The sequence below is a fragment of the Bradyrhizobium sp. NDS-1 genome (assembly GCF_032918005.1).
Classification (GTDB): Bacteria; Pseudomonadota; Alphaproteobacteria; order Rhizobiales; family Xanthobacteraceae; genus Bradyrhizobium; species Bradyrhizobium tunisiense.
The window spans coordinates 3,269,500-3,288,999 of record NZ_CP136628.1 but is presented as its reverse complement, the minus strand read 5'-3'; the positions used below and the strand labels follow the sequence as shown (position 1 = coordinate 3,288,999).

At 65.5% G+C, this 19,500-nt stretch carries 17 protein-coding genes and 1 pseudogene; 7 read left to right on the top strand and 11 right to left on the bottom strand.

The window, feature by feature from the left end:
• The first annotated feature begins 148 nt into the window (after nucleotides 1–148).
• Nucleotides 149–1,417, top strand: a complete 1,269-nt coding sequence (locus tag RX330_RS15300) for a serine hydrolase domain-containing protein (RefSeq protein WP_317243526.1) — start codon at nucleotides 149–151, stop codon at nucleotides 1,415–1,417.
• Here the strand turns inward: RX330_RS15300 and RX330_RS15295 are convergent.
• From RX330_RS15295 to RX330_RS15285, 3 genes and pseudogenes are all read right to left on the bottom strand, one after another.
• Nucleotides 1,403–3,866 (bottom strand): annotated as a pseudogene (locus tag RX330_RS15295) (putative bifunctional diguanylate cyclase/phosphodiesterase). The gene RX330_RS15300 and the pseudogene RX330_RS15295 sit on opposite strands and share 15 nt — an antisense overlap.
• A gap of 518 nt (nucleotides 3,867–4,384) precedes the next feature.
• On the bottom strand, nucleotides 4,385–4,798 hold the full coding sequence (locus RX330_RS15290; RefSeq protein WP_317243525.1) for a hypothetical protein: 414 nt from the start codon (nucleotides 4,796–4,798) through the stop codon (nucleotides 4,385–4,387).
• Nucleotides 4,799–4,884: 86 nt separating this feature from the next.
• Nucleotides 4,885–5,751 carry a LysR family transcriptional regulator gene (locus tag RX330_RS15285; protein WP_317243524.1) on the bottom strand — a complete coding sequence of 289 codons (867 nt, stop codon included), beginning with the start codon at nucleotides 5,749–5,751 and terminating at the stop codon, nucleotides 4,885–4,887.
• Between the two features lie 104 nt (nucleotides 5,752–5,855).
• Between RX330_RS15285 and RX330_RS15280 the strand changes: the two genes are divergently transcribed.
• Nucleotides 5,856–6,848, top strand: a complete 993-nt coding sequence (locus tag RX330_RS15280) for a zinc-dependent alcohol dehydrogenase family protein (protein WP_317243523.1) — start codon at nucleotides 5,856–5,858, stop codon at nucleotides 6,846–6,848.
• A gap of 35 nt (nucleotides 6,849–6,883) precedes the next feature.
• Here RX330_RS15280 and RX330_RS15275 read toward each other — a convergent pair whose 3' ends face one another.
• On the bottom strand, nucleotides 6,884–7,078 hold the full coding sequence (locus RX330_RS15275) for a hypothetical protein (protein ID WP_025037121.1): 195 nt from the start codon (nucleotides 7,076–7,078) through the stop codon (nucleotides 6,884–6,886).
• A 476-nt stretch (nucleotides 7,079–7,554) separates the two neighbouring features.
• Entirely contained in the window at nucleotides 7,555–8,628 is a 1,074-nt protein-coding gene (locus RX330_RS15270) for a hypothetical protein (RefSeq protein WP_317243522.1), read from the bottom strand.
• Between the two features lie 245 nt (nucleotides 8,629–8,873).
• Here RX330_RS15270 and RX330_RS15265 point away from each other — a divergent pair, with 245 nt between their 5' ends.
• On the top strand, nucleotides 8,874–9,920 hold the full coding sequence (locus RX330_RS15265) for a patatin-like phospholipase family protein (protein ID WP_317243521.1): 1,047 nt from the start codon (nucleotides 8,874–8,876) through the stop codon (nucleotides 9,918–9,920).
• Here RX330_RS15265 and RX330_RS15260 read toward each other — a convergent pair whose 3' ends face one another.
• On the bottom strand, nucleotides 9,921–10,349 hold the full coding sequence (locus tag RX330_RS15260) for a CBS domain-containing protein (RefSeq protein ID WP_317243520.1): 429 nt from the start codon (nucleotides 10,347–10,349) through the stop codon (nucleotides 9,921–9,923).
• A gap of 191 nt (nucleotides 10,350–10,540) precedes the next feature.
• Nucleotides 10,541–11,374, bottom strand: a complete 834-nt coding sequence (locus tag RX330_RS15255; RefSeq protein ID WP_317243519.1) for a rhomboid family intramembrane serine protease — start codon at nucleotides 11,372–11,374, stop codon at nucleotides 10,541–10,543.
• Between the two features lie 452 nt (nucleotides 11,375–11,826).
• Here RX330_RS15255 and RX330_RS15250 point away from each other — a divergent pair, with 452 nt between their 5' ends.
• Both RX330_RS15250 and RX330_RS15245 read left to right on the top strand, forming a co-directional pair.
• A complete protein-coding gene (locus RX330_RS15250; RefSeq protein ID WP_317243518.1) occupies nucleotides 11,827–12,381 on the top strand; it encodes a PAS domain-containing protein in 555 nt (184 codons plus the stop codon).
• Between the two features lie 161 nt (nucleotides 12,382–12,542).
• The gene (locus tag RX330_RS15245; RefSeq protein ID WP_317243517.1) at nucleotides 12,543–13,676 is read left to right on the top strand and encodes a DJ-1/PfpI family protein; all 1,134 of its coding nucleotides are present in this window, start codon (nucleotides 12,543–12,545) and stop codon (nucleotides 13,674–13,676) included.
• 13 nt (nucleotides 13,677–13,689) lie between these two features.
• On the opposite strand, the gene RX330_RS15240 is transcribed toward RX330_RS15245, so the two are convergent.
• The gene (locus tag RX330_RS15240) at nucleotides 13,690–14,076 is read right to left on the bottom strand and encodes a hypothetical protein (RefSeq protein WP_317243516.1); all 387 of its coding nucleotides are present in this window, start codon (nucleotides 14,074–14,076) and stop codon (nucleotides 13,690–13,692) included.
• Between the two features lie 146 nt (nucleotides 14,077–14,222).
• On the opposite strand from RX330_RS15240, the gene RX330_RS15235 reads away from it, so the two are divergent.
• Entirely contained in the window at nucleotides 14,223–14,729 is a 507-nt protein-coding gene (locus RX330_RS15235) for a GNAT family N-acetyltransferase (RefSeq protein WP_317243515.1), read from the top strand.
• A 26-nt stretch (nucleotides 14,730–14,755) separates the two neighbouring features.
• Here the strand turns inward: RX330_RS15235 and RX330_RS15230 are convergent, their stop codons facing one another.
• The gene (locus tag RX330_RS15230) at nucleotides 14,756–16,696 is read right to left on the bottom strand and encodes a DEAD/DEAH box helicase (protein ID WP_317243514.1); all 1,941 of its coding nucleotides are present in this window, start codon (nucleotides 16,694–16,696) and stop codon (nucleotides 14,756–14,758) included.
• 266 nt (nucleotides 16,697–16,962) lie between these two features.
• On the opposite strand from RX330_RS15230, the gene RX330_RS15225 reads away from it, so the two are divergent.
• Nucleotides 16,963–17,562: a GDSL-type esterase/lipase family protein gene (locus RX330_RS15225; RefSeq protein WP_317243513.1), complete on the top strand. Its 600-nt coding sequence runs from the start codon at nucleotides 16,963–16,965 to the stop codon at nucleotides 17,560–17,562.
• 127 nt (nucleotides 17,563–17,689) lie between these two features.
• On the opposite strand, the gene RX330_RS15220 is transcribed toward RX330_RS15225, so the two are convergent.
• Together RX330_RS15220 and RX330_RS15215 are read right to left on the bottom strand one after the other, a co-directional pair.
• Nucleotides 17,690–18,118, bottom strand: a complete 429-nt coding sequence (locus RX330_RS15220) for a VOC family protein (protein ID WP_317243512.1) — start codon at nucleotides 18,116–18,118, stop codon at nucleotides 17,690–17,692.
• A gap of 65 nt (nucleotides 18,119–18,183) precedes the next feature.
• Entirely contained in the window at nucleotides 18,184–19,335 is a 1,152-nt protein-coding gene (locus RX330_RS15215; protein ID WP_317243511.1) for a zinc-binding dehydrogenase, read from the bottom strand.
• Nucleotides 19,336–19,500: the final 165 nt, after the last annotated feature.

Here is a 19,500-nt window from a genome sequence, read left to right as displayed (position 1 = left end):
GGACGAGAGCTCGCCCGGGTCGTCCATGTCTGCCAGCCCATCAGCCGAGCAAGACCGTACGCGCCGAATCGTGACACGATTTTAATCGGAGTCTTGTTGACGCGTTCGACGTCTTGCGGCTTTGTTCCCGAGCAGGGAGGAAGCCCGGATGAGACGTCGTGATTTTCTGGTCGGAGCCGCGCTGCTCGCCGGCTCGATGGCGCGAAGCCGGGCCGCCGACATCCCCGCCCCCTCGTCCGCGGGGCTCGACCGCATCACGGCCTTCTTCGACAACGAGGTCACGAGCGGCCGGCTGCCCGGCGCCGTCATCCTGGTGCAGCAGCACGGCAAGCCGGTCTATCTCAAGACGTTCGGCGTGCGTGACACCCGAACCGGCCTTGCCATGACGCCGGACACGATCTTCGCCATCCACTCGATGACGAAGCCGATCACGTGCCTTGGCGCGATGATGCTGATCGACGAGGGCAAGCTCGCGCTCACCGACCCCGTGTCGAAATACATCCCCCTGTTTGCCGACACCAAGGTCGGTCTCGAGGTCACCGAGCCGGACGGCAAGCTCAAGCTCGACCTCGTGCCGCCGGTCCGTCCCGTCAACATCGAGGATCTGCTGCGGCATACCTCGGGCATCAGCTACGACTATATCGGCGGCAAATGGGTCGAGCAGGTCTACAAGGCCGCCAACATCTTCGAAGGCCAGTTCAACAACAGGGAATTCGCCGATCGCATCGCCAGGCTGCCGCTGGCGCGGCAGCCTGGAACGCTGTGGCGCTACGGCCATTCCACCGACGTGCTCGGCAGCGTCATCGAGATCATCTCGGGCCAGACGCTGTATCAGTTCCTGAAGCAGCGCATCTTCGATCCGCTCGGCATGAGCAGCACCAAATTCGCACTGACGACGGAGGACGAGCTGGCGCGGATGGCGCGACCGCTGCCGAACGATTTCATCCTGCTCGCCGGCGAGCGCGAGCGTCTCGACCATCCCGAATGGCAGTCCGGCGGCGGCGGCCTGCTCTCGACCATCACCGACTATCAGCGCTTTTCGCAGATGCTCCTCAACGGCGGCGAATTCGAGGGCAAGCGCTACCTGAGCCCCGCCGCGTTCAAGGCCATGACGACCGATCATATCGGGCCAGGCTCCGGCGTCGGACGCGATTACTTCTATTACCCGGGCGACGGCTTCGGCTATGGCTACGGCCTTGCGGTGCGGACCGATCCGGGCAACGCAAAACCGCCGCCGCCGGGCTCGCTCGGCGAGTTGAAATGGGACAGTGGCAGCGGCACCTATTTCGGCGTCGATCCCAAGCTCGACATGGTCTACCTCATGATGCAGCAGACTCAGAACGAGCGCGGCCGCATCACCCCCGCGTTCAAGGCGCTGGTCTACGACTGCTACCCCGAGGGGCTACGCCGCCCGTGAGGCGCGCTGGCCGCAATCTGCGAGCAGCTTTGCGATCTCGCCGGCAGGCCGCGCCGCGCTGAACAGAAAACCCTGCACCTCGTTGCAGCCTTCGGCGCGGAGCCAGTCGAGCTGATCCTCCGTCTCGACTCCTTCGGCGGTCGTGGTGATGTTGAGGCTGCGGCCGAGGCCCGAGATCGCGCGCACGATCGCACCGCAATCGGGCCGCAGCGCCAGATCCTTGACGAAGGAACGGTCGATCTTGATCTTGTCGAAGGGAAAGCTGCGCAGGTAGCTGAGGCTGGAATAGCCGGTGCCGAAATCGTCCATGGAAATGCTGACGCCGAGCTCGCGGAGCTGGTGCAGGATGGCGAGATTGGCATCGGTCTCGGCGAGGAAGATCGACTCGGTGATCTCGAGCTCGAGCCGCCTCGGCGACAGGCCTGACTGCGCCAGGGCCGAGATCACGACCTGAACCAGATTGCGGCTGCGGAATTGCGCCGGCGACAGATTGACCGCGACCTTGACGTCGGCAGGCCATTTGACCGCCTCGGCGCAGGCTTCGCGCAGCACCCACTCCCCCAACTGGGTGATCAGGCCGATGTCCTCTGCGACCGGGATGAACTCCGCCGGCGAGATCATGCCCTTGTCCGGATGACGCCAGCGCAGCAGCGATTCGAAGCCGGAAATGCGGTCGGAGGCGATCGACACCAGCGGCTGGTAGTGCAGCTCGAAACTCGCCATTGGCGAACGCCCGGCGCAGATCGAGCTCCATGTCGCGGCGCTTCTGCGCCTGGAGGTCCATCTCACGCTCGAAGAAATGGTGCACGCTGCCGCCGTCGGACTTGGCCCGGTACAGCGCCATGTCGGCGTTTCGCATCAACTCTTCCGGCGTCGTGCCGTCACCGGGCGACAGCGCGATGCCGATACTGGCGCCGATCACCATCTCCTGACCGTCGAGATCATAGGGCGCCTTCAGCATGTCGATCAGCAGGCCTGCGCAGGCGCTGGCCTCGTTCGGCGAGACGTCGGCCGCAAGGATCACCGCGAACTCGTCGCCGCCGAGCCGGGCCGCCAGATTGGCGCCGCGGACCGCGTTGGTCAGGCGTTCGGCCACCTGCTTGAGCAGACGGTCGCCGACGGGATGACCGAAGGAATCGTTGATGTTCTTGAACAGGTCGAGATCGATGTAGAGCACGCCGACGCGCTTGTCCCCAGCCTGGTCCAGGGCCTGCTTCAGGCGCTCCTGGAAATATTCGCGATTCGGCAGGTCGGTGAGCCCGTCATGGTGGGCCATGTGCGCGATGCGCGCCTCGGCCTTGCGCCGCTCGGTGATGTCGACCACCGCGACCAGATAGCCGTCGCGACCGTCGAAGGCGACGCGGCGGCCGAAGGTGAGCACTTCGATCTCGCTGCCGTCGGCGCGCAGGTGCCGCCAGTTGCGTGAGGAATGATAGGCATCGCCGACGCGTTCGAGCGCCTCGGCGTGGCTGTCCCACTCGTCTTCCGGCCAGATCTCGTGCAGCTTCATGCGCAGGAAGGTGGCGCGGCTGTAGCCGTAATGCTGGACCGCGGCATCGTTGACGCCAAGAAATTCCTTGGTCCGCGCGTCGAACACCCACATCGGCATGGGATTGCTGTCGAACAGCAGGCGGAACGAGGCGTCGCGCCGCTTCAAGGCGGTAACATCGAAGATCGTCAGCGAGACCACGTCGGCGAAAGCCGTGGCGCTGAGGCGAAGGTGCCGGCCCTCGCTCTCGATCTCGAGCTGCTCGCCGCGGCCGCCCGCGACGGCCTTGAGCAGAAAGTCCATGACGTCGGGCAAGGCCAGCAGCGGGGTCCCCTCGCCAACTCGCCGCCACAACAGGCTTTCGCTCGCAACCTTCAGCATTGCGCCCGCGCTGTTGTTGTGATGCACGATCTGGAGATCGAACGGCTTGCCCCCGGCATCGCGCAAGACGGCCAGCGAGACCACCGCGTCGTCGGTGGAGGCGAAGATCGCGTCCAGCAAATTGTACTGCGCGCCGCGCTCGTTGACATAGGCGCCGACCAGAGTGGCGCCCCAGCGCGAGGCCGTCGGCAGCGCCAGCACGTCGTAGGTCCGCACCATGCCATCGCGCACGCAATGTGCGCTGGCCCGATGCGGTCGTCCGTTGGCAAGCGCGCTCGTCGCCGCTTGCGACAGCGCGGTGGCGCAATCCGGCGACAGTTCGGCGACGGGAATATCCCAGCGCTCGTCGCCGAGCCATTTCTGCACGTAGCGTCCGCTGCGCGACAGTTCGAGCGCGCCGTCGTTCCTCAGCAGCGCGATGTGATCGGCGAGCCGTCCGAGACTGCCGAGCATCACATCCTCGTAGCGTGGCAGCCGATCGCCGGGCCTCAGCGCGGCACGCCATTTGCGCTGAAGCACCGGGATGTCGTCGAACATTTCGGCGGCCGGTTTTCCCGACACTTTCTTCGCGGTATTCATGGCAGTCCCCAACGCACTTTCCCGCCGCATCCAATGCAGGCGCACTTAACGACATGTAAAAAGCGCGGGGGTCCGGGTTCCATTCGGCGATTATGACAGTTTTAAGTCGGGCGTTGGTTAGTGCGCGTTAGACACTATGACGGTCGTGCGAAGGCGATACGGGCGTGTCCCGGACGCGCTGCAGCGTTCTTACGCTGCTGCGCAGAGCGGGACCCAGCAGGCCACGGAGCTCGCTGATGCATGGGCCCCGGCTTCTGCAGCGCATCGTCGAAAGGACGCTGCGCCGCGCCCCGGGGCACGAGACCTTTGTTCAACGGCACACATGGTTGATCATCCTCGCGGCGCATTTCGCCCGAGCTTTGCTTCGTCGCTTGCCCTCAATTGAAAGAGGGCGCAGGGAAGACCGGGTGCCGGCCGGGCACCCACGGTCCACTGTGCGAAGGGTAGAGCAAGACTCTGCACAGCGGCATACAGGTGAAGCCAAACAACCGGCCTTCCCTGCGCAGTGGTTTTACGGCTTATGTCGTACTCTCCCCGGGGAGCGTTGCACTATTGCCCCCGTCGCCTTGCGGATGGCTGACGCGTACGTCCGGTTGGACGAGACACATCACCACAAGACTTGACGCACAGACCCCGGGCGTCAGGACCACACGATTTTGCCGTACGCTGATTACACCGGTCGTATGCGCGACGCTCTCGCTCACGGTTGCCCGCCCTGCGAAGCTCTTCGCGCCGATGCAATCAGCGTCCACCGCCGTCCGGCCCGCGTTCGTGACGATCGCGATACGCCCCTCTTCCTTGGGCCGGGTTGCCGCGACACATACGCCGTTTCCGAATTTCGGTAAAGTGGAATATTTTTGATAATGCGGGTTGACCCCGATGTTGGGTGTTTTGCCCGTCAGGGAATACAAGGTCTCGTAGCGACGCAACATCTTGTGTCCCGGATGAGGGAAGCGACATTCGAGCCTCCAGGCACGAGTGGTCCCGGGTGTCGCTTCGCTCACCCGGGCTAAGGGCACTATGATCGCGGTTCCGCCAGCTGCTCGATCACGAGATCGAGCAGCGCGCGGAGACGAGCGAGGCGCCTCATATCGCGATGGTAGCCCACATAGGTGTCACGGCCGGGTGGCGTCGTTCCGATGTCGAGCGCGACCAGACGGCGGTCGCGGTCCCCGAGCGGACGTGGCAGCACGGCCAATCCGGCGCCGCTCGCGCACAGCTCGGCCTGCACCTGCCTGTTGTTACTACGCGAGGCGACCTCCGCATTGGGCAGCGCGCGCTTCAGCCAGACCGCGTCGGGCATGTCGGCGTACTCGGCATTCATCGTCACGACGCGGACAGCGTTGGCCTTGCCGTCGCCGGGGCGCGGCGGCTTGGTGCCCTTCTTGCCATAGAGCGCGTAGGGAATATGCAGCAGCTTTCTGGAGACCACCTCGGGCTCGCTGAACGGCTTGATGCGGAAGACGAGATCGGCTTCCCGCCGCGGCAGGCTGTAGAGCCGCGCATCGGTCAGAAGCTCCACAATCACCTTGGGGTGACGCTTGCCGAACGCGGCGATCACCGGCGACAGCATCACCGTCCCGAACCAGTCCGACGAGGACAGGCGCAACAGGCCGTCGAGCTGCGTCTTCGCACCAGACACCTGCCGCTCCAGCGCGAGCGCCTCATCCTCAATCCGCTCGGCGTGACGGAGCACGGCCGTGCCCTCGTCGGTGAGCACGAAGCCATCCGCGGTGCGCTGGAACAGTGTCTGCCCCAGCGACATCTCCAGCGCGCGAAGCCGCCGGCCCATGGTCGGTTGGGTCTGGCCGATCTTCCGTGCGGCGGCACCGAGCGTGCCTTCACGGGCAATCGCCAGGAAGATGCGTAGGTCGCTCCAATCCATCAGAATTCCCGCCATACAGAACTGTATGATGATCGTACATGCTTGTTCCTTCCTATGCAAAATTTCATGACCACATTGGAGGCCGACAAGGGAGCAAGAGGGTCATGACGACACAATCGACGATGCGCGCTGGCGTCCTGGAGGCTCACAACGCCCCGTTACGCCTCTCGACGATTTCCAGGCCTGAGATCGGGCCGCGCGAGGTGTTCGTGCGGGTGTGCGCCAGCGGCATCAATCCGCTCGACACCAAGATCCATGCAGGTACGGCCGCGCATGCGCGCCATCCGCTGCCGGCGATTCCCGGCATCGATCTTGCCGGCGTGGTCGAACGCACTGGGCGCGAGGTGACCCGGTTCAAGCCGGGCGACGAGGTCTACGGCATGACCGGTGGCGTCGGCGGCGTGCCGGGATCGCTCGCTGAATTCGCGGCGGTCGATGCCGACCTCCTGGCATTGAAGCCCGCCAATCTCAGCATGCGGGAGGCTGCCGCCCTTCCCCTGATCGTCATCACGGCCTGGGAAGGCCTGATCGACCGCGCAGCGTTGAAGGCGGGCCAGAAGGTGTTGATCCATGGCGGTGCGGGCGGCGTCGGTCATGTCGCGATCCAGATCGCGCGCGCCTTCGGAGCGGAGGTGTTCGCAACCGGCTCTGCGTCGCAGCGTGCCATCATCGAGGGTTTCGGCGCTGTATTCATTGATCGCGACAGTTCGGTCGAGGCCTATGTGACGCAGCATACAGGCGGCCAGGGCTTCGACATCGTCTACGACACCGTCGGCGGCAAGGTGCTCGACGCCTCCTTTGAAGCGGTACGCCGCTTCGGCCATGTGGTGAGTGCACTCGGCTGGGGGGCGCACGCGCTTGCGCCGCTGTCGTTCCGCGCAGCGACCTATTCAGGCGTCTTCACGCTGCTCCCGCTGCTGTCGGGCGAAGGGCGCGCCCATCACGGAGAGATCATGGCGGAGGCAACGCGCCTGGTCGAGGCCGGCAGGCTCGTGCCGCTGCTCGACCCCAGGCGTTTTACGCTGGAGAGCGTCGGCGAGGCCTATGCGCGGATCCGAGATCACGCCGCCAAAGGCAAGCTGGTCGTCGAGATCTGAGTGAGCTTGTAGCCGGCGTGGCGCTGTGCCCGCCGCTAATCCTCGCTGGACGCCGCGGAGCGGTTGCGCAAATACGCTTGCGATAGCAGGAAGAACAACGCGCGCTCGCCCTGGTATTTGGCGGACGGCCGCGTGCGCTCGAAGCCATCGGCAAAGATCTTGCCGGACTGGTCGCACACCTGCCATCGCCAACCAAACCGCTTGCGCCTGGTGAGGATCACTTCGAACATGCCGACGCGCTTGGTCCCCTGCCCCTTGCCGGTCTCGCAGACGCACAGCCTGCTCCGGACTCCTCCGTTGGAGACCCGACATATAGCGCAGCGGAATAGAAAGAGAATGAAATTGATGATCGGAAATGCGCATCTTGCACCGTTGTGATGAACGCGCGACGTCCTCCGGAATAAGCGGGCGTTGCCGGTGTTCTTGCCGGCTCTTCGACGCGAGCTGTTAACGCTGGCAGGTATTCAAATCAGGATGAGGGCGCGGAGGTCCGGTAAGCAAATGCTCACTGGACTTCCATGGCGGGCGTCAGCGGCCTACGCGTCTGATTGGCTTTTCGTGCGCTGGATGAGAACCGCGGTACGATGTTGCGGAAATCGCTCGCATCGAACGCCGTGCTTTCGGTGATCGCGCCGGTCTCGTGCAGCGTTGCAACGCTTCTTCAGCGGGGCTTCACTTCGTGCTGCACCGCGTCCGGGACACGCGATCAGCGCGCGACGACTTCGACCTCGCCGTCGACGCCGTTCACGACGTTGAAGCCGCGCTCGTAGACCTTGCCCTCGTTCTTGGCGATGGCGCGGTACTCGCCTTCGGAAAGCACCACGCGCGGGAAGGCGCCGATCGATTCCTTGATGACGTCGCCGCCCGGGGTCAGCACCGACCAGGCGGTGTTGGCGAGCGCCTCGCCGCCTCTGTCGCTGACCAGCTTGAGTGTGATCACGGCGGCGCGGTGGGTGATGGTGACGTCGGTGAGCTTGCCGACCTGCACGCGGATGTCGGAGCGCACCACCGAATTGGCATCGCCATAGTTGGAGACGATGTAATAGGTGCCCTCGGGGATCAGCACGACGTCGCCGGCGGCGACGTTCGGCACCAGCGAGGCGCGCTCGCCGGATTCGAACTGGCTGCCCTTGTAGATCGCGAACGAGATCTGGTTCTGCGGAATGCGGCTGGTGCCGACCCGGCCCTCGATGCGCAGGCCGCCGGCCGGCAGCACGAAGGATTCCCGGTCGGTCTCGGCTTTCAGGCTGACGGTGCGTACCGCGCTGACGAGGCCGAAAGCGACGTGCACGACGTAATTGCCCGGCGGCAGCACGATGTTGGGCGTGGCGTTACGGTCCTCACGGATCAGCTTGAAGGTGCCGTTCTCGTCGGGACGGTCGGCAAACACGCGCCAGACCAGGCCACTGGTAATGGGCGCCGAGTCCTTGCCGTATTTCGCGGTCAGGGACAGCACGCCCTGTCCGGGCGCGGCGGCGTTGAGGGGGGCGGCCGACGGCACGGTCGTGACGGCGGGCGGCGGCATGCTCGGGGTCACCGGCTGCATCAAGGTCGGCGGCAGGCTCGGAGGACCGGCACCCAGGCCGGAAGGAGGCGCCAGGTTGATGGCCCCGCCGGGGTCGGGCACCGAAGCCGGCGGCACCGGCGGCGGCCGATCGGAGAAAAGCTGCGCCTGCGCAGCGTTTTGGCCTGAGGTAAGGACGCACGCGGCAAGGATCAGCGCCGGCAGCAGCCTGCCGCTGCGCCGCCATCCGATGATGCCGTCACCCCCGCGTGTCATGCTTCCTGCTTTTCACCGAAAACGCGGCAAATTCAAGCCTCTGAAACCCCAGGAAATACGGTCCCGGCACGGTTCTTTGGAACCCGGTTAACGCCTGCGTGATTGGGCCGACGACGGCCAGCCGTCGCCACACTGCTGCCCCCTGTGTCCCGAACGGTATAAACCATGCTTCACCCTCGTTATGGCGGAGCAGGAATACGGCGCCTACTCTGGTGTGAGGGCTGGCCCGGGTGGGAGAGTTTTCGGTGCTGGATATTTTGAAGGGTCGGGGCGCGAACGGCTCCAATGGCGAAAAAGCCGGTGAAAAAGTCGGCTTGGGCAGCATCCGCCGGCCGGTGATCGGCCTTGCCCTTGGGGGCGGCGCGGCGCGCGGCTTTGCCCATATCGGGATTCTCAGGACGCTGCTTGCCAACGGGATCGTGCCCGACGTCGTGGTCGGCACCTCCATCGGAGCCGTGGTCGGTGGCCTCCACGCGGCCGGCCGGCTCGACACGTTCGAAGAGTGGGGGCGCAGCCTGCAAGGCATGCGCAACATCCTCGGCTATCTCGACATCCGCCTCAACGGCTCCGGCCTGCTCGGCGGCGAGAAGCTTGCAACCCGGCTCGAGGAGGCGGTCGGGCAGACGCTGATCGAGGATCTCCCCGTCAAGTTCGCGAGCGTGGCGACCGAGGTCCGCACCGGTCACGAGATCTGGCTGACACGCGGCCGCCTGGTCGATGCGATGCGCGCGTCCTACACGCTGCCCGGCATCTTCGCGCCGATGCTGATCGGCGACCGCTGGCTGGTCGATGGCGCGCTGGTCAATCCCGTGCCGGTCTCGGCCGCCCGCGCGCTGGGTGCTGAAATCGTCATCGCCGCAAATCTTTCCAGCGACATCTTCACGCATTCCACGACGATTCATTCGCACGGTGCAGTGCCCAGTCCGGTCGTGCCGGAGCCTGGGGAGCCGGCTGCCAAGCGGCGCTTCCCGCGCCTGTTCTCGCCGGAGAAGACGATGAAGCGAGAGTTCTTTGGCGGCAACGGCCGTCCCGGCATCTCCTCGGTGATGGTCGACGCCTTCAACATCATGCAGGACCGCATCACCCGCGCCCGCCTCGCCGGCGATCCGCCCGACCTTCTGATCACGCCGCGGGTCGGCCAGTTCGGCTGGTTCGACTTCCACCGTTCAGAGGACCTGATCGCCCACGGCACGCGCGCCGCCGAGCGCGCGCTTGAGTCGATCCAGGAGGCGATCGAGGTGCTCGCGCCGGCGCCGGCAGGCAGCGCGCCCAAAGCGGACGAGCAGGCCTGATCAGGCCGTCTTGATGTAGTCGCGCAAGGCTTCCTGCTCGGTTTCGTATTCCTGGACCCGGCGCTTGACGATGTCGCCGATCGAGATGAGGCCGACCACCTTGCCGTTGTCGATCACGGGCAGATGGCGGAACTTGCCCGATGTCATCATCTCCATGATCTCGGCGACCGTGTCGGTCTCCTTGCAGGTCACCACCTTGCGGGTCATGACCTGAGCGACCGGCTCCTCCAGCACGCCGGCGCCGCGCTCGCCGAGCACGCGGACGATGTCGCGCTCCGACAGGATGCCTTCGAGCCGGCTCTGGTCCATCACCAGCACCGCGCCGATCTTCTTGTCAGCGAGCAGCTTGACCGCGGCCGCCAGCTTTGCGTCGGGCCCAACGCTCATGATCTGGTGACCCTTGGTGTTCAGAATGGAACGTACCGTCATTGTTGCCTCCCTGAATCGGACCCGTCCCGCCATTGGGCGGTCCGGACTTGTTCTTCGAGTCTTCAACTAACAGTTTCAGCGCCGGTTTCACGCTCGTGCGCTTGTCGAAGCGTTGCCGCTATCGGCCTGTCGCTTCGGAACATTCTTCACTCGAATGATGGATGAATTCGGGCCGCGCCGCAAGCGCCGCTTCAAATACGGTCTGAAACGTCCTGTGACGACGCATCCGCAGCATCGCTTCGCATGCGCGGCACCGGATCGAACAGGGTGAACAGCAACAGGCCGGCAAAGAAGCCGCCGATATGCGCCTGCCAGGCGACGCTCGTGGTTTCGGAATCGATGCCGATCGCGCCGACGCCGAAGATGATGTTGACGCCGAACCACACCGCCAGGAAGCCGACCACCCGCCCGTCGCGCAGCGCGCGCGACAGCGGCAGCGCCGGAACCCTTGCTGCGGTATCGGCGTCCGAACGGTTGAACGACAGGAAGCTGCCGCGGACGAAGGCAAAGCGGATGGCGGCGGCCATCGCGCCCGACACCGAGGCCGAGGCGCCGATCATCGGCGCCACCGCGTGCTCATGGGTGACGAGATGGGCGAGCGCGCCGGCCGCCGCCGTCACCGCCAGAAACAGGAAGAACCTGACCGCCCCAAAGCGCCGCGCCAGCGCGCTGCCGAACGGCAGCAGCCACAGCACGTTGAAGCCGAGATGGGTCAGATTGGCGTGCAGCAGCGAATAGGTGACGAAGGTCCAGATCTTCGCACCCGTCCCGCCGGGAATCTCCAGATTGAGCAGCGAGGAATCATAGCGCTTCGGGATGAAGCCGAAGACGTCGATGGTCCAGTTCTCGATCTCGGGCGGCAGCAGCACCCGCAGATGGATCACCGCCAGCAGGACGATATAGGCGGTCAGCGCCGTGGGCAGCGTCAGGACCGGCTCGCGCGGGGCCTCTTCGACAACCGCCGGCCCCTCCGCTTGAGGATCTTGCCGAGGGCCTTGCGGCGGAGAATCTTGAGAGGAATCCAAGGCAGCTTCGCTTTCAGCGCGACCGGAGCAACACGCTTGCAGATAGTCGCCTTTGCCAGCCTTGCGCAAGTGCACAAAAGGAAAAGGCAGGGCCCTGGGAAGCCCTGCCTGTCCGTGTTGGCCTTTCCGGCACCCGAGGAATGAAGTGTATCCCCACCCCTCCCCGGCCCGCGGCCAAACTGTTTGACGCCCTGTGTACAGACCCCGCTGAGAACCTGGAGAAAAGCGACGGGGCTTGCGACTGCGGCCACCATAGTAGCGGGGCGCGAGGTGCAAAGCGCATAGTTAATTTAACGTTAACAACGCAAAGGCGACCTTAAGGAGTGCGAAAACGCCGCTCCGGCATGGACGCTGCAAATCCCCTCCTGCACAACAACACAAGGGATCGTGGGTGCACTGAAGCGGGACAGGTCTGTCCCGTCGAGGTTACACCCCGGGGTAAGCGTTCAGTCATGAAACATCCGTCGAGCCGCGCGTTCTTCGCGTATTGGGACAAGAAGCGCGGCGCTGCACGGGCCCCCGACAGGGCCGACATCGATCCGGCCGCGGTCCGCGGCCTGCTCGGCGACATCTTCGTGCTGTCCTGTGAGCCGAACCTCGGCTTCCCGTTCCGCGTCGCCGGCACGCGGGTCTGCGCGCTGGCAGGATCCGACCTCAAGGACCAGAGCTTTGCGGCGCTGTTCGACGATGCGAGCCGCAGCGAGATCGAGGAGATCACGACCGTCGTCGCCGACGAGACGTTAGGCGTGATCGCCGGCGTCACGGCCGCGCACGAGGACGGCAGCAAGGCCCATCTCGAGCTGTTGCTGCTGCCCTTCAACGCCCGCCCGCACACACCCGTGAGCGTGACGGGCGTGCTCGCGCCGTTCGACGACGCGTGCGGCGCGCTGTCAGCCTTCACCCTCACGTCCTGGCGCTATCTGCACCAGCCGGAGAAGCTCTTGCCGCGCGCGATCCGCAAACTGCAGATCGCACGCGGACTGATGGTGTATGAGGGCCTGAGATAATCGCCGCCCAACGCGCGGGTATCGCGCGAAGCGGGAACCCGTAGCGCGACATCAACGCGGATGCGGATGGCCGTTTTTGCCGGATCTGCGTCATTCCTGATCTCGTTGCCAGGCGTTAGCTTCCGCCTCGCGCGAAGCAACGAGGATCGGGTGACATCATCATGACGTGGCGCATTCTGGCGTTGAGCGGCGTCGGTTGCCTGGCATTGCTGGCCGCGATCGGCGGAACCTGGCTGTTCCTGCTGCCGGGCTCGCCGGCTCGGGGAAGCGCGCCCGCGATATCCAAGGACGAGACCGAGGCGACGCTTGCCGCGCTGAAGCCGCCCAAACGCAAACGTCCCCTGATCGCCATCGTCGGCATCAACGACATGACCGAGACGACGGACTATCTGATGCCATACGGCATCCTCGCACGCGCCGATGTCGCCGACGTCCAGACATTGGCGACGCAGCCTGGTCCCGTCGCGCTCTATCCCGCGCTCAAAGTGCAGCCGCACGCGACCATCGCCGAGTTCGACGCCGCGCATCCGGACGGCGCCGATTACGTCATCGTGCCCGCGATGAGCCCCGAAGACGATGCCACGGCCTTGCAGTGGATCAGAAGCCAGGCCGGCAAGGGCGCGATCGTCATCGGTGTCTGCGTCGGCGCCAAGGTCGTCGCCAACACCGGGCTGCTCGACGGCCGGCGGGCCACCACACACTGGTACTCGTTGCGCGATCTGCAGAAGCATTCCGCGATCCGCTATATCCCGGACCGCAGGCTGGTGATCGACCGCGGCGTTGCGACGACGACCGGCATCACCGCGTCCATGCCGATGGCGCTGACCCTGGTCGAGGCCATCGCCGGCCGCGCCAAGGCGGAGGCGGTCGCCCAAGAGATCGGTCTTTCGCAGTGGGATGCGCGCCACCGCAGCGAGGCGTTCCAGTTCACACGCCCCTTCGCGCTGACGGCGATCGCGGGCACGCTCGCATTCTGGAATCGCGAGCAACTCGGAATCGCGCTGACATCAGGCATCGACGAGGTGTCGCTTGCGTTGGTCACCGATGCGTGGTCGCGCACTTATCGCTCGCGTGCCCTCACCTTCGCGGCCACGGCAGAGGCGCGGGCGAGCCGCGGCGGTCTTCGTATCCTGCCGGACAAGGTCGCAAGCGATTGGCCGGCGAAGCAGACGCTGCCGGCAGCGGTCGATCTGCCGCCGGCGCGTGCGCTGGACCAGACGCTGCATGCCATCGATGCGCGCTACGGATCGCGCACGGCCGACTTCGTCGCGATGCAGCTCGAGTATCCGAGATGAAGCGGGAACGGCGTTAGGGCATCGCCAGATGCCAGGCGCCGTTCAAGAAGCCGTCACCGGTGACGTCGCCGGGCTTCTGGTCCTTGGCGAAGGTGTAGAGCGGCTTGCCCTTGTAGGTCCATTGCTTCGAGCCATCGTCGCGCGTGATGATGGTGTAGCCGTCGCCGGCCGCATCGCTCGCCTCGGCCTTCAGCACCGGCCAGTTCGTCGCACATGGACCGTTGCAGGCCGACTTGCCGTCGGCATCCTTGTCGAAGGTGTAGAGCGTCATGCCCTTGGCGTCGGTGAGCACGTTGCCCTTGTCGGTCTTGCCAGTCTTGGTCGGCGGCGCGGCGAAGGCGGCGGGGACGATCGCGAGGGACATGGCCAGGGCGAGCGCGAGGCGGATCGAGGACCTCATGATATCTCCTGTCATGCAATTGGCTTGCATGGATAGGACGCCGCGCACGGCCCGGTATTCCCAAGATGACGGCGAGGATATTTTTCGCTGCGCGCGCCGGCACAGGGGAATAAACTGGATGGACCGAGACAGACCGACAAAGAGACATGAGCAAGCCGCATTGGCGTCCCGCACACGCATCCGACCTGCCCGCGATCAGCGCCATCGCGGCGCGGGTACATCCCGACCTTCCTGAAAGGCCCGAGGTGTTCGCCGAGAAGATGCGGCTCTATCCCGGTGGATGCCGCGTGCTGATCGCCGGCGACGAGATTGCCGGCTACGGGCTTGCGCATCCCTGGAAGCAGCACCGGATTCCGCCGCTCGACGGGTTGCTCGCACGATTGCCCGACGATGCGGATTGCCTCTATGTCCACGACGTCGCCGTCTTGCCGGATTCTCGCGGCGGCGTTCTGCGCGTCTATATCGCCGAGATCGAGGAGCTGGCGCGTGCCTCAGGCATCGCAACGCTCGCATTGGTCTCGGTCTACGCGACGCGGCCGCTGTGGGAGCGCCTCGGCTTTCGACCCGTCACGGCGGAGGCGGAGCTGCGGGCAAAGCTCGCATCCTATGGCGAAAGCGCGACGTACATGCTGCGCGACCTCGCCGGGCCGTAACCTCGCCCACGCGGCGTGCGGGGCATTCAACCGCGATGCTTCTTCTTCGCCTTCTTTCCCGGCGCGCCCTTCACGGGCCATGGCGTGACCGATGACGGCTCTGCGTGGCCCGGCCGATGCTTCTTTTTCTTTGCGAAGGAAGGCGCCTCCTCGAATTTCGGCGCGCGTTCGCCGTGGGACTTGCCGCGCGGCTTGAACCCACTCGCCTCGCGCGGACGTTCATCGCGCCGTTCGCGATGCTCGCCCGCCTCGCGCCGCGGCGCATGGGACCGCTCTTCCGAACGTTCCTGACGCTGCGGCGCCTCCGCCATCAGCTCGATCCGGATGCTGTCTTCCTTGTCCGGACGCTTGACCTTTGCAGCGAACGACTCCGCCACCCGCTCGGAAATCTCGAACTCGGTCGTCGTATCCATGATCCTGATGGCGCCGATGTCGCGCTTGTCGATGCCGCCGCGGCGGCAGATCATCGGCAGCAGCCAGCGCGCCTCCGCATTCTTGCGTCGTCCGATCGCGGCCCGGAACCAGACGCTGGTCTCCGACATGCCGTGCTTCGACGGCGCCTTGCCGGATTTCGATCGAGGCCGCGCGCTACGATCGTCGCCGCCTTCGCCTTGAAATCTGTCGCGGCCGCGATCCTCGCGCGGCTTGCCGCTGCGCTCGCCGGGATCGATGATGTCCTCGGGCGACGGCAGCCGCGCACGGTAAAGCCGCGCCAGTGCCGCGGCGATATCCTCGGCCGATCGCTCGGCCAGCAGCGCCTGGGCCAGCGCCAGATCGTCGGCCGTCGTCTCCTCGGTGAACAACACGTCCTTCATGCGATCGTGATCGAGCTTGCGGATTTCGTCCGCCTGCGGCGCCGTGCCCCAGACCGCGTCAACCCCTGCGAGATTGAGCAGCAGCTCCGCACGCCGCCGGCGGGCGGGCGGCACCAGCAGGACGCTCGTTCCCTTTCGCCCCGCGCGCCCGGTGCGGCCCGAGCGATGCTGCATCACCTCGGCGTCGTTGGGCAGGTCGGCATGAATGACGAGATCGAGGCTCGGCAGGTCGATGCCGCGGGCGGCGACGTCGGTCGCCACGCACACGCGCGCGCGTCCGTCACGCAGAGACTGCAGCGCCATGGTGCGCTCGTTCTGCGTCAATTCGCCCGAGAGAGCGACGACGGAAAAGCCGCGCTCCAGCAGTGCCGCCTGCAAATGCCTGACGTGATCGCGCGTGCTGCAGAACACCAGCGCGCTCGGCGCCTCGTAGAAGCGCAGCACGTTGACGACGGCATGCTCGGCATCGGCGGGCGCGATGCGGATCGCGCGGTATTCGATGTCGGCGTGACCGCCCTCGTCGCCGGCGACCTCGATCCGGAAGGCCTGCTGCTGATATTGCTTGGCGAGCGCGACGATGCCGCGCGGGAATGTCGCCGAGAACATCAGGGTGCGGCGCGTCTCCGGCGTGGTCTCGAGGATGAATTCCATGTCCTCGCGAAAGCCGAGATTGAGCATCTCGTCGGCCTCGTCGAGGACGACCGCTTTCAATTCCGAGATATCGAGGCGGCCGCGCCGCAAATGGTCGCAGAGCCGGCCGGGCGTGCCGACCACGATGTGGGCGCCGGCTGCCAGCTCGCGCTGCTCGCGGCGCGGATCCATGCCGCCGACGCACGAGACCACGCGCCCGCCCGCATGCCCGTAGAGCCAGGCGAGTTCGCGGTGGACCTGCATCGCGAGCTCGCGGGTCGGTGCCACGATGAGGGCGAGCGGGGCGGCAGCCTGCGCGAACTGCTCGGTCTCGCCGAGCAGATCCTTGGCCATGGCAAGGCCATAAGCGAGGGTCTTGCCGGAGCCGGTCTGCGCCGAAACCAGGAGGTCGCGATCGGCCGCCTCGTCCGCAAGCACGGCGAGCTGAACGGGGGTCGGTGAATCATAGTTCCGCTCGGCCAAAGCTTTGGCGAGCGGCGGGGTCAGGGCCGGAAAAGACACGGGATGGAAAACCTTGGTTAATTCAGGCGCGCAAACGGTGGACCGGCGGGCCTGAGCTCGCGTGGGGAGGCAATCGGCCCGGCCGCACGCTGGATTTGATCTGGGCGCTCTTTACGCCAAGCGCTCGGAAATCACCATGCCTATGATGCATGGCTCAGCGAGAACTGTGACTGAATGGTGCAGAAGCCCCTGTGGCCGCCTCGCAGCTTCCAGGTCGGGGAAGACCGTCAAGGCCCCGGAATTATGACCCAAAGAGTCCCGGAATCATGACCCAAAGTGTCATGCGCCGTGCGTCCGAATCTCATTATCATCGTGCTGGTTCCACGACACCGAAGATTTTGAGCACTGATTTCTTAAGTGAGGAATGCAGGATGAATGCAATATCCAAATGGCTGCTTTCACTTGTGGCAGCGGCGGCTCTTCAGCTCGGAGCGGCGCAGGCGGCGACCGTCGTTGCCCTGGGCGCCAGCAATACCGCAGGCAAGGGCGTCTCGTCCGAGCAGGCCTATCCGGCCCAGCTCGAGGCTTTGCTGCGCGGGCGCGGCCTCGACGTTCGCGTCGTCAATGCCGGCGTCAACGGTGACACGACGGGCGGGATGATGGCTCGGCTTGAAAGTGCAGTCCCGAAGGGGACCAAGGTCGTCATTCTCCAGCCTGGCGGCAATGATGCGAGGAAAGGCGGGGCCGACCATACCGGCGAGATCAAGGCCCGGCTGGCGCAGATGGGGGTCAAGGTGATCATGCTGCCCAATGGCATGTTCCGGGGCAAACCGCACCAGCCTGACGGGATTCACCTCACGCCTGAAGGTTATCGGATGCTCGCACAACAATTGGCGGGCCCTGTCGCCGGTGCATTGGGACGATAGCACGCAAGCGTCGGATGCTCCGGCAGCGAGCGGTGCTCGCGCTTCGAGACGCCGCGCCGGAGCGGATAGACGATGCATCGTGATCTTTCGCGGCGCGGACGGCGCGCAGGCTTCGGCCGGCTCCCGCTCATATCTCCGCGTAGATCTCCAGCAGATTGCCGTCGGGGTCGCGGAAGAACAGCGTGCGGTGGCCGAAGGACTGGTTCGTCGGCGGCGACAGCAGCGCCACGCCTTGCCGCGTCAGCTCGTCGGCGCATTGGTCGACGTCGGCGGCCGAAACTTTGAACGCCAGCTGCAGCGAGGCACTGCCCGCCGGCATCGGCGCATCGGCAGCAGTACGGCTCGGCCGTGCCAACGCCAGCGTGTTGGGGCCGAGGCCGTACTCGATCCAGTTCGGGGAGAGCTCGCGCAGCAGGGACAAGGCGAGGACATCCTCGTAGAAGCGGCGCATCGCGGCCATGTCGCGCACGAAGATGACGGTGTAGTCGATCGCGCGAATGGCGTGGAAGGGCGAACGAGGGCGTCGGGTTGTTTCGGGTGTGTGTTCTTTTGTCATCGTGGCCTTTATTCCAAACTCCGGCTCGTAGCCCGCATGAGCGAGTGGGGGATCGACGGCGTCTTCTATCCCACCAGTTCCGGCCAAGGCACGATGGTCGACTTCACCGTCTTCATCGCCATCGCGTCCTTCACCGCCTGCGCGACGCCTTCCTCCGTGAACGGATAGATCGTCTGCATCTTCAGCCAGGGATATTTGTCGCGGGTACGATAAAGCATGTCGACGCCGAGCGGCAGGTCGTTGCCGGTAAAGCCCCAGGAGCCGAGCACGTTGAGGTCCTTGGTGCAGATGCGGTGCCAGGAAGTGTCGATCGAGCCGGCGTCGGTGAACTGGCCCATCTCGACATAGGTGCCGCCGTCGCGCAGCATCTCGATGCCTTCGGGGCCCGCCGTCGGGTGGCCCGAGCAGTCCATCACGAGATCGGCGCCGAAGCCGCCGACGATATCGCGGACGCGCGCGATGCGCTCCTGCGGCGACTTCAGTTCCTCGATGTTGACGGTCGCCTCGGCGCCGAACTCGCGGGCCAGCTTGAGCCGCGGCTCCTCCGGCGCGCCGACGCAGATCACGCGCCCTGCTCCCATCTCCTTGGCGGCAGCAACCGCCAGAATGCCGATCGGGCCCGAGCCCTGGATCACCACCGTGTCGCCCCAGGAAAAGCCGCCGGCGCGGCTGGCGCGGTTGAAGGCGCGGATGCAGGAGGTCAGCGGCTCCGACAGCGCGCCAAGCCGCAGCGACATGTCGTCGGGCAGCTTGTAGATCTTGGTGCCCGGCAGCATGTCGAGATCGACATAGACGTATTCGGCCCAGCCGCCCCACATGTGCGGCGCCTTGTCGAAGCCGAGATAGCGGCCGTAATAGACCGGCGTCAGGCACTTGTTGGCGGTCTGGGGATAGTGGATGCAGTAATAGCAATGGCCGCAGGGCATCAGCGGAGGAATCATCACCTTCGAGCCGACGGTCAGCGGCTTGCTCATGAAGTCCTCGGTGAACTCCTCGCCGCACTCGACGATGATGCCGCCAAGTTCATGCCCCAGCGTGAACGGCCAAGGCAGCGGCTTCGGCCAGTGGCCTTTCAGGATGTGCAGATCGGTGCCGCAGACCCCGCAGGCGCCGACCTTGATCAGCGCAGCCTTCCGCCCGACCTTCGGCCACGGCACGGTGCGGATGACGGGCTCCGAGCCGGGACCAGCGTGAGTGCAGACGCGGATCTGTTGCATGGCTGTTTCCCCAATGCCCGTCTGTTGTGATCGATTGGTGCGGGCTGAGACAAAGCGTATGTGAGATGCGCGGTCATGCCAAGCGGGCAGTCTCGTAGCCCGCATGAGCGCCGCGATATGCGGGGAGATGTCCCAAATGTCGCTTCGCTCATCTGGGCTACAGCC